Source organism: Streptomyces sp. NPDC051561, from assembly GCF_044454195.1.
Taxonomy (GTDB): domain Bacteria; phylum Actinomycetota; class Actinomycetes; order Streptomycetales; family Streptomycetaceae; genus Streptomyces.
Genome location: NZ_JBITDM010000009.1, coordinates 115441 through 130095, shown reverse-complemented (window position 1 = coordinate 130095; position 14655 = coordinate 115441). Strand labels below are relative to the sequence as shown.

General features: G+C 70.1%; 11 protein-coding genes. 8 read left to right on the top strand and 3 right to left on the bottom strand.

The genetic code is table 11. The annotated features are described in order from the left end of the window. Positions 1–116: 116 nt before the first annotated feature. The 3 genes from gltX to ACIA73_RS21440 all read right to left on the bottom strand — a co-directional run bounded on the left by gltX (position 117) and on the right by ACIA73_RS21440 (position 2747). Entirely contained in the window at positions 117–1601 is a 1485-nt protein-coding gene (gene gltX / locus ACIA73_RS21450) for a glutamate--tRNA ligase (RefSeq protein WP_399440223.1), read from the bottom strand. Continuing rightward, the gene (locus ACIA73_RS21445) at positions 1594–2397 is read right to left on the bottom strand and encodes a fumarylacetoacetate hydrolase family protein (protein WP_399440222.1); all 804 of its coding nucleotides are present in this window, start codon (positions 2395–2397) and stop codon (positions 1594–1596) included. The genes gltX and ACIA73_RS21445 overlap by 8 nt, the downstream gene beginning before the upstream one ends. A 128-nt stretch (positions 2398–2525) precedes the next feature. After that, a complete protein-coding gene (locus ACIA73_RS21440) occupies positions 2526–2747 on the bottom strand; it encodes a hypothetical protein (RefSeq protein WP_399440221.1) in 222 nt (73 codons plus the stop codon). 505 nt (positions 2748–3252) lie between these two features. Between ACIA73_RS21440 and ACIA73_RS21435 the strand changes: the two genes are divergently transcribed. The 8 genes from ACIA73_RS21435 (at position 3253) to ACIA73_RS21400 (ending at position 14646) form a co-directional block, all read left to right on the top strand. Then, positions 3253–7461, top strand: a complete 4209-nt coding sequence (locus tag ACIA73_RS21435; protein ID WP_399440220.1) for a nitrate- and nitrite sensing domain-containing protein — start codon at positions 3253–3255, stop codon at positions 7459–7461. Between the two features lie 9 nt (positions 7462–7470). After that, the gene (locus tag ACIA73_RS21430; RefSeq protein ID WP_185034582.1) at positions 7471–7884 is read left to right on the top strand and encodes a roadblock/LC7 domain-containing protein; all 414 of its coding nucleotides are present in this window, start codon (positions 7471–7473) and stop codon (positions 7882–7884) included. Positions 7885–8005: 121 nt separating this feature from the next. After that, positions 8006–8422: a DUF742 domain-containing protein gene (locus ACIA73_RS21425; RefSeq protein WP_399440374.1), complete on the top strand. Its 417-nt coding sequence runs from the start codon at positions 8006–8008 to the stop codon at positions 8420–8422. Next, entirely contained in the window at positions 8403–8984 is a 582-nt protein-coding gene (locus ACIA73_RS21420; RefSeq protein WP_399440219.1) for a GTP-binding protein, read from the top strand. Before ACIA73_RS21425 ends, ACIA73_RS21420 begins: the two co-directional genes overlap by 20 nt. Before the next feature lie 399 nt (positions 8985–9383). Continuing rightward, entirely contained in the window at positions 9384–12833 is a 3450-nt protein-coding gene (locus ACIA73_RS21415; protein WP_399440218.1) for a nitrate- and nitrite sensing domain-containing protein, read from the top strand. 10 nt (positions 12834–12843) lie between these two features. Then, positions 12844–13257, top strand: a complete 414-nt coding sequence (locus ACIA73_RS21410) for a roadblock/LC7 domain-containing protein (RefSeq protein WP_030980891.1) — start codon at positions 12844–12846, stop codon at positions 13255–13257. A 134-nt stretch (positions 13258–13391) separates the two neighbouring features. Beyond that, positions 13392–14084 (top strand): DUF742 domain-containing protein, encoded by a 693-nt coding sequence (locus tag ACIA73_RS21405; RefSeq protein WP_399440217.1) that lies wholly within the window; start codon positions 13392–13394, stop codon positions 14082–14084. Further along, the gene (locus tag ACIA73_RS21400; protein ID WP_362416154.1) at positions 14065–14646 is read left to right on the top strand and encodes an ATP/GTP-binding protein; all 582 of its coding nucleotides are present in this window, start codon (positions 14065–14067) and stop codon (positions 14644–14646) included. The genes ACIA73_RS21405 and ACIA73_RS21400 overlap by 20 nt, the downstream gene beginning before the upstream one ends. Positions 14647–14655 lie beyond the last annotated feature (9 nt).

Here is a 14655-nt window from a genome sequence, read left to right as displayed (position 1 = left end):
GCGGCCGGCCCCGGCCCCCCCCCGCCGCCCGGCCCCCCGGCCGCCCCCCCCCCCCCCCCCCCCCCCCCCCCCCCCCCCCCCCCCCCCCCCCCCCCCCACTTCCGTACCGCGGACTACTACTGCGCCAGCTTGGCCAGGGCGGCGTCGATGCGGGTCAGGGTCTTGTCCCTGCCCAGGATTTCGAGGGACTCGAAGAGGGGCAGGCCGACCGTGCGGCCGGTGACGGCGACGCGGACCGGGGCCTGGGCCTTGCCGAGCTTGAGACCGTGTTCCTCGCCGGCCTTCAGGACGGCGTCCTTGAGGGACTCCGGGCTGGACCAGTCGGCCGCTTCGAGCTTGGCGCGGGCGGTGGTCAGGAGGGCGGCGGGGTCGCCCTTCATGGCCTTGGCCCAGGAGGCCTCGTCGGAGACCGGCTCCGGGAGGAAGAGGAAGTCGACGTTGGCCGTGATGTCCGAGAGGACGGTCAGCCGGGTCTGCGCGTGGGGGGCGATGGCCTCCCAGGCGGACGCGTCGAAGTCCTCGGGGGCCCAGTTGGCGAAGGGGGCCTTCAGCCAGGGCTCGCAGGCTTCGGCGAAGGCCTTGGGGTCCAGCAGGCGGATGTGGTCCGCGTTGATGGACTCGGCCTTCTTGAGGTCGAAGCGGGCCGGGTTGGCGTTGACGTCGACGACGTCGAACTTCGCGACCATCTCCTCGACGGAGAAGACGTCCTGGTCGGCGGAGAAGGACCAGCCCAGCAGGGAGAGGTAGTTGAGGAGGCCCTCGCGCAGGAAGCCGCGCTCGCGGTAGAGGTTGAGCGACGACTCGGGGTCGCGCTTGCTCAGCTTCTTGTTGCCCTCGCCCATGACGTACGGGAGGTGGCCGAAGGCCGGGGTGGCCTTGGCGACGCCCAGTTCGATCAGCGCCTTGTAGAGGGCGATCTGGCGGGGGGTGGAGGAGAGCAGGTCCTCGCCGCGCAGGACGTGGGTGATCTCCATCAGGGCGTCGTCGACCGGGTTGACGAGCGTGTAGAGCGGGGCGCCGTTGGCGCGGACGATGCCGAAGTCCGGGACGTTCTCCGGGAGGTAGGTGATCTCGCCGCGGACCAGGTCCGTGAAGGTGATCGGCTCGTCGGGCATCCGGAAGCGGACGATGGCCGGGCGGCCCTCGGCGGCGTACGCAGCCTTCTGCTCGTCGGTGAGGTCGCGGCAGTGGCCGTCGTAGCCGGACGGCTTGCCGGCGGCGCGGGCGGCGTCGCGGCGGGCGTCGAGCTCCTCGGTGGAGCAGTAGCAGTGGTAGGCGTGGCGGGAGGCGAGGAGCTTCTCCGCGACGTCCTTGTAGAGGTCCATGCGCTGGGACTGGCGGTACGGGGCGTGGGGGCCGCCGACCTCGGGGCCCTCGTCCCAGTCGAGGCCGAGCCAGCGCAGGGAGTCGAGGAGCTGGTTGTAGCTCTCCTCGGAGTCGCGCGCAGCGTCGGTGTCCTCGATGCGGAAGACCATGGTGCCGCCGGTGTGGCGGGCGTACGCCCAGTTGAAGAGGGCGGTGCGGACCAGGCCCACGTGCGGGTTGCCCGTCGGGGAGGGGCAGAACCGGACGCGGACGGGGGAGGACGGGGTGTTAGCCACGCTTGATCACCTTGTTGGTGAGAGTGCCGATGCCTTCGATGGTGACGGCGACCTCGTCGCCGACGTTCAGGGGTCCGACACCGGCGGGGGTGCCGGTGAGGATGACGTCGCCCGGGAGCAGGGTCATCGCTTCGGAGATGTGCGCGATCAGGTCGGCGACCGGACGGATCATGTCGCTGGTGCGGCCGAGCTGGCGCTGTTCGCCGTTGACCGTGCACTGGAGGGTGAGGTCCGCGGGGTCCAGCTCCGTCTCGACCCAGGGGCCGAGGGGGCAGGAGGTGTCGAAGCCCTTGGCGCGGGCCCACTGCTTCTCGCGCTGCTGCACGTCGCGGGCGGTGACGTCGTTGGCCGCGGTGTAGCCGAAGATCACGTCCTTGACGCGCTCCGGGGGCACCTCGCGGCACATCCGGCCGATGACCACGGCGAGTTCGGCCTCGTGGTGCAGGTCGGAGGAGAAGGCGGGGTACGCGATGGCGTCGCCGGGGCCGATCACCGAGGTGGAGGGCTTGAAGAAGGTGAGCGGGGCCTCGGGGCGGCCTGCCTCGTCGACGACGGAGTGGCCCAGCTCCGCCGCGTGCTCCGCGTAGTTGCGGCCGACGGCCACGATCTTGCTGGGGAGCACCGGCGGCAGCAGCCGCACCTTGTTCAGCGGGACCTTGACGCCGGAGAGCTCGAAGTCGGCGTACGGAATGCCCTTGATGATGTCGAGGACGAGGTCACCGGAGTCAACGGTTCCTTCGCCCTCGACCGCGCCGAAGGCGACATTGCCGTCGATGGAGAATCTGGCGATGCGCACGGGATGCCTGCGCCCCTTAACTGAGCTGAGAGCCTGGTGTCTCTGACGGGAGGTGGACGCTCCAGGCTAACGCGGGTGGGGGGTGCGCAGGCTCGGCGTGCGTGGTGGGCCGGGGTGACGCGGGTTCCCTAGGCGGCGACCGCTTCGGCCTGCTCCGGGGCGACCATCAGGATGGTGCGGCGGACGTTGGCGGTGGCGGTGGGCAGCTCCTGGGCGTACTCCGGGAGGGCGGCCGGCTTGGGGGTGCCGGAGGCGTCCAGGTGGGCCAGGGTGGTGCGCTGCGGGTTGGCCAGGTTGCGGATGACCGGGGCCGTCTTCTTCGCCGTCTTCGTCGTCTTCGGGGTCGTCATGTGAGTTGCTCGCGCCTTGTCGTTCGGGCGCCGGACGGGCGCCGGTGGTCGGATTCGCAATCCCTGTAAAGCGTCAGGCTAAACATTCGCTTCCCGGCCAAAGCCGGGAATGTGGCGGGATCTTCGTGTGAGTTTCCTCACGAGTTGTTGGGCATATGCCGCAATTCGGGCTGATGATCTTGCGGGCAGAAACGGACATTGTGTGACTGAAGGAATGATTCCGCACCTGATCCGCTCGACTGGGGCACCCCCTACCCGTAAGTGACTCGTGGGTAATTGTCCACTTCGTACGGGAAAGGATTCTACGACTGGTGACTCGGCGGACACAAAGCGTCACTCCGGACATGACGCACACCACGGGCCTTGTTGGAGGTCCGGCACTGTGCTGGAATTCCCCGGACCGCGGTCACTCACGACCACCCAATGGGGATGATCCGGTACCCCACGACTCGACACCGTTCGGCCGCTCTGCGGCGGAACGCCTGGTCCAGAGGTTGCGACGCTAGTGCAGGGACGTTTCAAGAGGGATGGCAGCGCTGCGGCGGAGCAGGAGCCGCGCGGCGGGACCGACCGTGGCTCATCGCCCCAGCCCCAGCACGCCCAGAACCAAGGACCGGCCCAGGCCGGCGGGGCCGGCAGGCCGGGGCCGGCCGGTGGCGGCGGCCTGGCCGCGGCGTTCGGTGGCGGCGGCAACTCCGGGGGTGGCAACTCCGGGGGTGGCAACGCCTTCGGTGGCGGCGGCAACTCCGGGGGTGGCAACGCCTTCGGTGGCGGCGGTTCCACCGGTCCTGTGGACCCGTCGGCCTCCGGTGCACCCAAGGGCAAGGCACCCAAGGCGCTGAAGCCGATCAGCGCGGGAACGCGAATATCGCTGCGCAACTGGAGCATCAGCACCCGCCTGGTCTCGCTGCTGGCCCTCCCCGTGATCGCGGCCACCACGCTCGGTGGCCTGCGTATCAACGAGTCCCTCAACGACATGCAGCAGCTGGAGCACATGCAGCTGCTGACCAAGCTGACCCGTCAGGCCACCGAGCTCGCCGCCGCGCTGCAGAACGAGCGCGACAAGACCGCCGGTCCGCTCGCCAACGGCAAGGCCCACACCGACCCGATCATCAAGGCCGAGACGGAGAAGACGGACCGCGTCCAGGACGCGTTCATCACCGGCACCGAGGAGGTCGACCTCGGTGACGAGTCCGACCAGGCGCTGAGCAGCATCCAGGGCAGCCTCACCGACATCTCGGTGCGGCTGAAGGACCTCAAGGAGATCCGCAACACCGCGTACACCTCCACCGGCGGCGCGGGCCACCTGCAGACGGTCAACGAGTACAGCGGCCTGATCACCTCGCTGCTGAGCCTCTCCCAGGACATGGCCCAGGCGACCTCCAGCCCGGAGATGATCCAGCGCACCCGCGCCCTGGCGGCGTTCTCCTCCGCCAAGGAATACGCGTCGATGCAGCGCGCCATCATCGCCGCGGCACTGCCGGACTCCCCCGAGAACCCGAACCCCAAGGTCACGCTCACCGAGAGCGACCGGCTGTTCGGCCGTTCCGCCATGGAGAACGAGGCCAACGCACGCAGTACCTTCCGGCACATCTACGGCCGCGGCGCCGTGGAGCTGACCGAGGTCCTGGACAACACCAACCCGGAGACCCAGCGGGCCGAGGAGTACGCCAGGAAGGTCCTGCGCTCCGAGCGCGGGATCGACAAGGTCGAGAAGCGGTCCTACATGGACTGGGGCGACCAGGCGAGCAACGAGATCGACGCGATGAAGCGCATCGAGGCCACGCTGCTCAACCAGATGGACCAGAAGGCCCGTGAGCTGCAGGCCGACTCCGAGCGCTCCACGCTCATCTCCGGTGCGGTCATCCTCCTGGTGCTCGGCGTCTCCCTCGTCGGCGCCTTCGTGGTGGCCCGCTCGATGATCCGCTCGCTGCGCCGGCTCCAGGACACCGCGACCCGGGTCGCCCAGGACCGGCTGCCCGAGCTCGTCAAGCAGCTCTCCGAGTCCGACCCGCAGGACGTCGACACGTCCGTGGAATCGGTCGGTGTGCACAGCCGGGACGAGATCGGCCGCGTGGCCTCCGCGTTCGACGACGTGCACCGCGAGGCGGTGCGACTCGCCGCCGAGCAGGCGTTGCTGCGAGGCAACGTCAACGCGATGTTCACCAACCTCTCGCGCCGCTCCCAGGGCCTCATCCAGCGTCAGCTCTCGCTGATCTCCGAACTGGAGGCGCGCGAGGCCGACCCGGACCAGCTCTCCTCGCTCTTCAAGCTCGACCACCTCGCGACCCGTATGCGCCGGAACGGCGAGAACCTCCTCGTCCTCGCCGGTGAGGAGCCGGGCCGCCGCTGGACCCGTCCGGTCCCGCTGGTCGACGTGCTCCGTGCCGCCGCCTCCGAGGTGGAGCAGTACGAGCGCATCGAACTCTCCTCGGTTCCTTCCACCGAGGTCGCGGGCCGCGTGGTCAACGACCTCGTGCACCTCCTCGCGGAGCTGCTGGAGAACGCCACCTCGTTCTCCTCCCCGCAGACCAAGGTGCGGGTCACCGGTCACGCGCTGCCCGACGGGCGGGTGCTGGTCGAGATCCACGACACCGGCATCGGCCTCTCCCCGGAGGACCTGTCCGCGATCAACGAGCGGCTCGCCGCTCCGCCGACCGTGGACGTCTCGGTCTCCCGCCGGATGGGTCTGTTCGTAGTCGGCCGGCTGTCGCTGCGACACGGCATCCGCATCCAGCTCCGCCCGTCCGACTCCGGTGGTACGACCGCGCTGGTCATGCTCCCGGTCGACGTGGCGCAGGGCGGCAAGAAGGTTCCCGGCAAGCCCGGTGCGGGCGGTCAGGGCGGCCCCGGTGGTCAGGGCGGTGCGCCGCAGGTGCCCGCGGGTCCCGGTGCGCGTCCTGGGCTGCCCGCCGGTCCCGGTTCGGGCGGTGGCCCCGGCAGCCGTCCGGGTGCGCCGCAGGGCGGCGGACTGCTCGGTGGCTCCGCGCCGCGCCGTGAGGTCGCGCAGGGCTCCGGCCCGCGCGCCGCACTGCCCGGCCGCACCCCGGGTGCGGGTCTCGGCGACGCTCCGGCTCCCGCCAAGCGCGGCGGTCTCGCCGGTGCCTTCGGCGGTGGGCGCGGCGGCCGTGAGGACGTACAGCAGAGCACTCCTTCGCAGGCGCCCGCGTCGCTCCCCCGGGCCGGCGGCCCGCGTGCGGAGCTGCCCGGTGGCAGCCCGGCCGGGGCTCCCGCGCCACAGCCCGCGAGCTGGGGTGCCCGGCAGAACCAGGACGCTCCGCGCGGTCACGAGGAGGCGGAGGACCGTCAGGGTCCCGGCTCCACGGCCGAGTTCGACCGTCCGGACTTCAACGGGCCGCCGCCCGGCTCGGCCACGGGGCAGTTCGAGCGTCCCGACGTACGGCAGAACCCGGCGACGACCGGCTTCGAGCGTCCGGACGTACGGCAGGACCCGTCGGCGACCGGCGCGTTCCCGCAGGCGCAGCAGCAGCACGGCTTCCAGGACCCGGCGGCCACGGGCCAGTTCCCGCAGGCCGACCGGCGCGGGTTCCAGGACCCCGCGGCGACGGGCCAGTTCGAGCGGCCCCAGGTGCCCGGCCCGCAGGGGCCCGGCAGCACCGGTCAGTTCCCGCAGGTGACCCGGGGTGCGCAGGATCCCGCGTCGGTGGGGCAGTACGGGCAGTCGGACCAGGGCTCGGGCACGGGCCAGTACGAGCGTCCGGATGTACGGGGACCGCAGGGCAACAGCACCACCGGTCAGCACCGGGTGGACCCGTACGACACCGGTCAGCACCAGGTGGACCCGTACGACACGGGCCGGCACCGGACGGGCCAGTACCAGGCCAACCAGCAGCCCGGTCAGCAGCAGCAGGGCCAGTACGAGGGCGGCCGCCCCCAGCAGGGGCAGCAGGACCAGTACGGGACCGGCCAGTACCAGCGCCCGCAGGGCGCCACTCCGGCGCCGGCCACCGGGCTGCCCCAGCAGTCGCCGAACGCCCCGCGTCCGCGCGGGCCGGAAGGCGGTCAGGGGCAGCAGGGCGGTCAGGGCAACCAGGGCGGTCAGCAGGGCGGCCGGGGCAACGCCGGCTTCGGCGCACCGCGCCCGGTCGCGAGCCTGCCGTCCCAGCCGTCGCCGCAGCAGCCCGCACCCCAGCAGGGCCCGCCGCAGCGTCCGACCCGCCCGGTCCAGCAGCCGCAGCAGGCCCAGCAGCACTCCGATTCGCTGCCGGCCGCCGGTCCCGGGGACGGCCGAACGCCGCTCTTCGACACCCTGGAATCGAACTGGTTCCACGGCGAGCAGCAGGGCGGCCAGGGCCGGCCCCAGGCGCCGCAGGGCCGGCAGCAGTCGCAGGCCCCCTCCGTACCGCAGCAGCCCACCGCCGCTCCGGCGCGGGCCGAGCGCGAGACAGAGGTCAGCTGGCGTGCCTCGCCCAACGACGAACTCGCCTCGCAGGCCGAGCGGGTCCGCAAGCCCGCCGCCGGCGGTATCACCACCTCAGGACTTCCGCGCCGCGTCCCGAAGGCCAACCTGGTCCCGGGCACCGCGCAGGAACAGAACCACCAGACAGGTCCGCAGGTCTCCCGTGCGCCCGATGACGTGCGTGGCCGGCTGACCAATCTTCGTCGGGGAATTCAGCAGGGCCGCCAGGCCGGTACCAACGGCACCACTGGCACGTTCCGCACCGTTGACCCCACTCACCAGCAGGAGCGTTAGTTGAGTCCGATGAGCCAGGCGGCGCAGAATCTGAACTGGTTGATCACCAACTTCGTGGACAACACCCCAGGGGTGTCCCACACGGTGGTGGTCTCCGCCGACGGACTCCTTCTGGCGATGTCCGAAGGTTTCCCCCGTGACCGTGCCGACCAGCTGGCGGCGGTGGCCTCCGGGCTCACCTCGCTGACGGCCGGCGCGTCCCGGATCTTCGAGGGAGGCCCGGTCGCCCAGACCGTGGTCGAGATGGAGCGCGGCTTCCTCTTCCTCATGTCGATCTCGGACGGGTCCTCGCTGGCGGTGCTCGCGCACCCCGACGCGGACATCGGCCTGGTCGGGTACGAAATGGCGTTGCTGGTGGACCGTGCGGGAACCGTCCTCACCCCGGACCTCCGCGCGGAACTCCAGGGCAGCCTGCTCCACTAGGCCGCCGCCTCCGAACGATCCCCCCACACCCCCTCAGCTTCAACCGTCCGGCCGCAACCGAATCCCCCACCGGCCCAGTCAGACGGCACGCCGACACCCTGCTGTCATGCCCGGAGGACCCATGACCCCGCCCCCTGCCTCGCACGATACGTACGGCGGTGCGCACAGCGACGCGCCGTACGACTCCTACGAGGGCGATCAGCCGCTGGTACGTCCCTACGCGATGACCGGTGGCCGGACCAGGCCGCGCTACCAGCTCGCCATCGAGGCGCTGGTCAGCACGACCGCCGACCCGGCGCACCTGTCCACGCTCCTCCCCGAGCACCAGCGGATCTGCCACCTGTGCCGCGAGGTCAAGTCGGTCGCCGAGGTTTCGGCGCTGCTGTCGATGCCGCTGGGTGTCGCGCGGATCCTCGTCGCCGACCTGGCGGAGGCCGGCATGGTGGCCATCCACCAGCCGGGCGAGGGCGCGGACGCCGACGGAACGCCGGCCGTCACGCTGCTGGAAAGGGTGCTCAGTGGACTTCGCAAGCTCTGACACCGGAGCCACTCGTTCCACCACCTCCGCGAAGATCGTGGTGGCGGGCGGCTTCGGCGTCGGCAAGACCACGTTCGTGGGTGCGGTTTCCGAGATCAACCCGCTGCGCACGGAGGCCGTGATGACCTCCGCCTCGGCGGGGATCGACGACCTCACCCACACCGGGGGCAAGACCACCACCACGGTGGCGATGGACTTCGGCCGCATCACGCTGGACCAGGACCTGATCCTGTACCTCTTCGGTACGCCCGGTCAGGACAGGTTCTGGTTCATGTGGGACGACCTCGTGCGCGGTGCGATCGGCGCGGTCGTGCTGGTCGACACCCGCCGTCTCGCCGACTGCTTCCCGGCGGTCGACTACTTCGAGAACAGCGGTCTGCCGTTCGTCATCGCCCTCAACGGCTTTGACGGCCACCAGCCGTACACGCCGGAGGAGGTCCGCGAGGCGTTGCAGATCGGGCCCGACACCCCGATCATCACCACCGACGCCCGCCACCGTGCGGATGCGAAGAGTGGCCTGATCACGCTGGTCGAGCACGCGTTGATGGCACGTCTGAAGTAGGCCGTCCAGCAGGATTTCGGCCAATGCACAAGTAGGGCCCCGTATACGGCAGTTGTCGTAGGTGTGCGGGGGCGGGCTGTGGCGTTTGACACTCTCCGCCTCCTGCTTCATAACGTTTCGAAAGAGAATTGCAGGAGCAAGGCAACCCGGTGCGGTCAACCGGTGTCGCTGTGCTCACACGAGCCCCGCCTTTTGGCGGGGCTCGTTCTTTATGCCCGTTTTATCTGAGGGATCGACCACTCACCACGCCGTCCGTCAGCTGTTTGGCCCAGAACCGTCGGGCGTGCTGGAATTCGGCGAAACTCCTGAGTAAGTAAGAGCGCCCCACTGCCGGACGCTCCAAGACCCTGAAAAAAACCGGCACAGCGTAGGTGCCGACGCCGAGAGGTTGTTGGTCGAGTGAGGCGAAGCAAGAAGAGCTCCGCAGAGCAGCAGGCGAGGGGCAACTTCACCCCGCCGTCGCGCGCTGCGGTGCCGCCTGTCGCTGAGGCGCCCGCCGCCCCCGCGACGGGCAGCAGCTCCAGCCGGATGTCCCCCCGCAACTGGCGGGTGGCCACCCGGCTGAACGCGATTCTCCTCATACCCGTCCTGGTGGCCCTCGTGATGGGCGGCTTCCAGGTCAATGGCTCCATCAGCAACTGGCGCCAGGCGCAGGACGCGGAGAAGACCGCGCTGATCGTGCGCGCCGCCGCCGAGTACGGGCACGCGCTGCTCAACGAGCGCGACCTGACGGCCCAGCCGCTGCTCAGCAACCAGCGCACCGCCCCCTCCATCACAGAGGCCCGCAAGGTCACCGACACCGCGAAGAAGAAGTTCGACGCCGCGGTCACCGACCTGCCGGACAACCAGGGCCTGAAGAACCGCCTCAACCGCATCCGCCAGGCCGAGCCGATGCTGACCGAGCGGCGCCAGACCGCGTACACCGCGGCCGTCGAGAACAAGAACCCGGTGTACACCGAAGAGGGTTACCGCGACGTCCAGCACTTCCTGATGGAGGTGTCCAACGAGCTGAGCCTCGGCTCCGGCAACATCACCTCCTACGGCCGGACCGTGTACGCCGTCGAGCTGGCCAAGGCCGCCGAGTCGCTGCAGCGCTCCATCGGCCTGCACCTGCTGATCCGCCCCAACGGCAGCGAGACCATCGCGGCGGGCCAGGTCAAGGCGTTCTGCTCATACAACTACCTGGAGAACATCGCCCTCGGCGAGTACGTCTCCGGTGGTACCCAGCACGACGTGGACCGGCTCACCCAGGTCATGAAGGCCAAGGGCGCCGAGGGTGCCAAGAAGCTCGGTGCGGCCCAGGCAGCGGCGCAGGCGGCGGGCAAGCCGTTCCCGACGCCGCCGAGCAAGAACGGCGACATGTTCGCCGGGATGGCCGCCGAGATCTGCAAGGGCACCTCGCCGCGCAGGCTGGCCGCCAAGGGCATCGTCCCGGCGACCTGGATGGCCGCCGCCACCGGCAAGTTCGACGGCTACACCCAGATCGAGAACGAGCTCGTCGACAAGGCCGTGAAGGACGCCGCGGTCATCTCCGAGGACTCCCGCAACGACGCCATCATCAACGGCGCCATCGTGGTCCTCGCCGTGCTCGCCGCCTTCATCATCGCCGGTACGGTCGCCCGTCAGATGAGCCGCTCGATGAAGCGGCTGCGCACCGCCGCCTTCTCCATCGCCGAGCAGCGGCTGCCGATGCTGGTCGACCAGCTCTCCCGTACCGAACCGGGCCGGGTGGACACCCGCGTGCAGCCCATCCCGATCACCTCGCACGACGAGATCGGCGAAGTCGCCCGCGCCTTCGACCAGGTGCACCGCGAGGCGGTGCGGCTCGCCGCCGAGCAGGCAATGCTCCGGGGCAACGTCAACGCGATCTTCACCAACCTCTCGCGCCGCAACCAGTCGCTGATCGAGGGCCAGCTGACCCTCATCACCGACCTGGAGAACAACGAGGCCGACCCGGACCAGCTGGAGAGCCTCTTCCGCCTGGACCACCTGGCGACCCGTATGCGCCGCAACGGCGAGAACCTCCTGGTCCTCGCCGGCGAGGAGCCGGGCCGCCGCTGGAACCAGCCGGTCCCGCTGGTCGACGTGCTGCGCGCCGCCTCCTCCGAGGTGGAGAACTACGAGCGCATCGAGCTCACCGGCGTACCGGAGTCGGAGATCCACGGCCAGGCCGTGACCGACCTCGTGCACCTGCTCGCCGAGCTGCTGGAGAACGCCACCACGTTCTCCTCCCCGCAGACCAAGGTCCGCGTCACCGCGACCCGGCTGCCCGACGGCCGCGTCATGGTCGAGATCCACGACAAGGGCATCGGCCTCACCGCCGAGGACTTCGCGGACATCAACCACAAGCTGGCCAACCCGCCGACGGTGGACGCCGCGGTCTCCCAGCGGATGGGCCTCTTCGTGGTCGGCCGGCTGGCCGACCGGCACGGCATCCGCGTCCAGCTCCGCCCCTCGGGCGAGCAGGCCGGCACCACCTCGCTGGTCATGCTCCCCGACGCGATCACCCACGGTGGTGGTGGCGAGAGCCAGCCGCAGGGCGACTTCACCGTCTCCTCGATCATGGACAACCAGCAGTCCGCCCCCGAGCAGCCCGCCTTCGAGGCTCCCCGGATGCGGACCGCGGCCGAACTCGGCTTCGACGACTCGCAGTACGACGGCGGGCAGGGCCAGCAGTCCGGCCAGGCGCCGCTCGACCCGGTGAACCGCTCGCTGCTCCGCGAGGAGCGCAGGCTGGCCCTGGAGGGCCGCAGCCCGCAGGACGAGGAACGCCCGCTGTTCCGCGACGAGACGCAGGGCGGGCAGCAGCCCACCACCGGATACCAGGAGCCGGGCCAGCGACAGGGACAGGGCCAGGGACACGGGCAGGGTTACGACGCCGGCTACGACCAGGGTTCGTACCAGGACCCCTCGTACCAGGAGCCGTCCTACGACCGCAACGGTGGTTTCCCGACCGCCCAGATGCCGCCGGTCACCGACGCTCCCCGCAGTGAGGGCTTCGACGGCTTCGGCCCGCGCGACTCCTTCGGCTCGACCGAGCGCTACGCCCCGCAGCAGCCCGCGCTGCCCCGCCAGAGCGAACCTCAGCAGTCCTATGCGGAACCTCAGTACCAGGACCCGCAGACGGCTGGACAGGGTTACGGCGAGAACTACGGCGCCCAGCCCCAGCATGCCAACTGGCAGGACCAGAACGGTTTCCAGGCCCCGTACGAAACCTCGTACGAGACCGAAACGGAATCTGATCGGTCTGTTCCTGACTCCTCCGCGGGTGACTCCGAGCGCGTAGGCTTCGAGGGTCCGGGAGCCACTCCCGGTGCGCCGCGCGCCGGTCACGCGATGACCGACGCGGGCCTTCCGCGCCGCGGCAGCCAGTCCGGCCCGGAGAGCATGCTCAGCCGGCACAGCAAGACCACCGGCCGTACGGAACAGCAGGAGCAGGCGCCCCGGACACCGCAAGCACCGCAGGCTCAGGCTCCTCAGGCTCAAGCGCCGCAGCCCCAGGCATCGCAGCCGCCGGCCCCGCAGGGGAGCGAAGGCGACAGCGAGTGGCGCACGTCGAACGACGAGCGCTGGCACCGCGCCGAGAAGCTGAAGGACCCGAAGGCGGGCGGAATCACCCCCTCCGGCCTTCCGAAGCGGGTGCCCAAGGCCAACCTGGTCGAGGGCACCGCGGAGCAGAGCCCGCAGGGCGGCCCCCAGGTCTCCCGCGCACCGGAGGACGTCCGGGGCCGGCTGAGCAACCTGAGGCGCGGTGTCCAGCGAGGCCGTGACGCGGGAACAGACCAGAACCAAGCGGCCACTTACGATCAGCACAGTGGACCGGGTAGTACCTACAACCAGGAGCGTTAGTGTGAGCCCGATGAGCCAGGCGGCGCAGAATCTGAACTGGTTGATCACCAACTTCGTGGACAACACCCCTGGTGTTTCCCACACGGTGGTGGTCTCCGCCGACGGACTCCTGCTGGCGATGTCCGAAGGATTCCCCCGTGACCGTGCCGATCAACTGGCGGCCGTGGCCTCCGGTCTGACGTCACTGACGGCCGGTGCCTCTCGGATCTTCGAGGGCGGCGCCGTCAACCAGACCGTGGTGGAGATGGAGCGTGGATTCCTTTTCATCATGTCCATTTCCGACGGATCCTCACTCGCGGTGCTCGCGCACCCCGACGCGGACATCGGCCTCGTAGGCTACGAGATGGCACTTCTCGTGGACCGGGCCGGGACCGTGCTCACCCCGGACCTCCGGGCCGAGCTCCAGGGAAGTCTGCTCAACTAGCAAGAGTCGAACAAGCAGACACAAGTGTTCTCAACTAGCAGACACCCCGTGCGTATTGGCGTCCCCGGGCTTTAGGGTTCGGGGACGTGGCTCCACAGTGCATGGTGCCCGCAGTGCAGTCGGAGGAGGAGAACGTGGCAACGCCCCCAAACGGTTCGTCGGCCGACTGGCCCTATGGCCGCGGCCCGGCCCAGGGTCAGGGTGGTCAGCAGGGCGGTCCCGGCGACCCCTCGCAGAACCGGTTCAACTTCCCCTCCGCGCCCAGCCGTTCGCAGCAGTACGAGCAGCAGGGCCCGCCGCAGTACGGACAGCACGGGCAGCACGGCCGGCCCGGCGGTCCGCAGCAGGGGCAGCCGCAGCCGGGCCAGCGCCCGTACCAGCAGCAGCCTCCGCACCGGGGGCAGCAGCAGCCCGGCATCCAGCCTGTGGGCCCGCGTGCGGCGGGTAACCGTGGGCAGGCGGCCGGTTCGTCCTCCGCGGGCGCCCACAACCCTCTGGTGCGTCCGTACGCGATGACGGGCGGCCGTACCAGGCCCCGCTACCAGCTCGCCATCGAGGCGCTGGTGCACACCACGGCCGAACCGAGCAGGCTGCAAGGGCAGTTGCCCGAGCACCAGCGGATCTGCCACCTGTGCCGTGAGATCAAGTCGGTCGCCGAGATCTCGGCACTTCTCTCCATCCCCCTCGGCGTTGCCCGGATCCTCGTCGCCGACCTGGCAGAGGCCGGACTCGTCGCCATTCACCAGCCCGGCGGCGACGAAGCCGCGGGCGGTCAGCCAGATGTGACACTGCTCGAAAGGGTGCTCAGTGGACTTCGCAAGCTCTAGCAGCGGAGCAGCCCGCTCCACAACCTCCGCGAAGATCGTGGTGGCGGGCGGCTTCGGCGTCGGCAAGACGACGTTCGTCGGAGCCGTGTCGGAGATCAACCCGCTGCGTACCGAGGCCGTGATGACCTCCGCCTCGGCGGGGATCGACGACCTCACCCACACCGGGGACAAGACGACCACGACGGTCGCCATGGACTTCGGCCGCATCACGCTGGACCAGGACCTGATCCTGTACCTCTTCGGTACGCCCGGTCAGGACAGGTTCTGGTTCATGTGGGACGACCTGGTGCGCGGTGCGATCGGCGCGATCGTGCTGGTCGACACCCGCCGTCTCGCCGACTGCTTCCCGGCGGTCGACTACTTCGAGAACAGCGGTCTGCCCTTCGTCATCGCCCTCAACGGCTTCGAGGGGCACCAGCCGTACAACCCGGAGGAGGTCCGGGAGGCGTTGCAGATCGGGCCGGACACTCCGATCATCACCACCGACGCCCGTCACCGTGCGGACGCCAAGAGCGCGCTCATCACGCTGGTGGAGCATGCGCTGATGGCGCGGCTGCGGTAGCCGGCGTTT